This is a genomic window from Dermabacter sp. HSID17554, from assembly GCF_003989295.1.
Lineage (GTDB): Bacteria > Actinomycetota > Actinomycetes > Actinomycetales > Dermabacteraceae > Dermabacter > Dermabacter vaginalis.
In genome coordinates this window covers 1-1,164 of record NZ_RBLW01000014.1, presented here as the reverse complement: position 1 = coordinate 1,164, position 1,164 = coordinate 1, and the positions used below count along the sequence as shown (strand labels likewise).

Sequence of the window (1,164 nt, the reverse complement as noted above, 5' to 3'; positions counted from 1 at the left end):
CCTTGAGGGCGAACGTGGTGCCTTCGGGCATGTCGCGCTCTTCGCCGGTCTCCTCGTCGGTGAAGACGGGGGCTGCGACCTCGGCAACGTCACCCTGGGTGACGGTGACCTCGGTGTAGGCCGGCTGACACGTGTCCTTCGCCTTGGGGGCAGAGGCGATCTCGTCGGCGATCCTCTGTGCTTCCTCAGCTGCGGTCTGGAGCTTGGCAGCTTCTTCGGCGAGGGTCTTGGCGGCAGCAGCAGCCTCGTCGGCTGTGGCCTGGGCCTGGTCGGCTTTGGCTCGTGCTTCGTCGGCTGCGGTCTGGAGCTTGGCAGCTTCTTCGGCGAGGGTCTTGGCGGCAGCAGCAGCCTCGTCGGCTGTGGCCTGGGCCTGGTCGGCTTTGGCTCGTGCTTCGTCGGCTGCGGTCTGGAGCTTGTTGGCGTCTGCTGCGGTGGCCTCAGCGGCGGCTTTTGCCTCGTCGGCGGTGGCCTGTGCCTGGTCGGCGGCAGCCTTTGCCTCATCGGCTTCGTCCTGTGCTTGCTTAGCGGCGGCGGCGTCCTCGTCAGCATAGGTCTGGGCCTTCTCTGCGTCAGCCTGTGCCTGCTCGGCGTCGCTCTTTGCCTGGTCAGCCTTGTTACGTGCCTCGGTGGCATCGTCCTGTGCTTGCTTAGCGGCGGCGGCGTCCTCGTCAGCATAGGTCTGCAGCTTATCGGCTTCGGCCTTTGCCTCCGCAAGCGCCTCTTGAGCCGCTGCCTCATCAGGGGTTCCCGCCGCGTCGGCGGCGTCGATCTCCGCTTGCGCGAGGGCTTGGGCTGCTTCGGTGGCGCGCTCCTGGGACTGCTGAGCAGCGTTGGCGGCGTCGTCGGCTGCGGCTTCCTTCACGTCGGCTTCGTTAGCAGCCTCAATGGCGTCGTTCTCCGCCTGTGCAGCGGCTTGGGCTGCTTCGGTGGCGCGCTCCTGGGACTGCTGAGCAGCAGTGGCGGCGTCGTCGGCTGCGGCCTGCTTAGTCTCAGCTGCGGTCTGGAGTTTGGCAGCTTCTGCGGCGAGGGGCTTGGCGGCGGCAGCAGCTTCGTCTGCGGTGGCCTGTGCCTGGTCGGCTTCGGCTTGTGCCTGGTCGGCGGCGTCCTGGAGCTTCTTGGCGTCGGCTGCGGCGGCGTCGGCTGCGGCAGCAGCTTCGTCTGCGG

The 1,164-nt window shown here is 68.0% G+C and carries 1 protein-coding gene; it reads right to left on the bottom strand.

All coding sequences use genetic code 11. The annotated features are described in order from the left end of the window. On the bottom strand, positions 1-1,164 hold a 1,164-nt coding region (locus D8M36_RS10105; protein WP_274542654.1), incomplete at both ends, for a Rib/alpha-like domain-containing protein.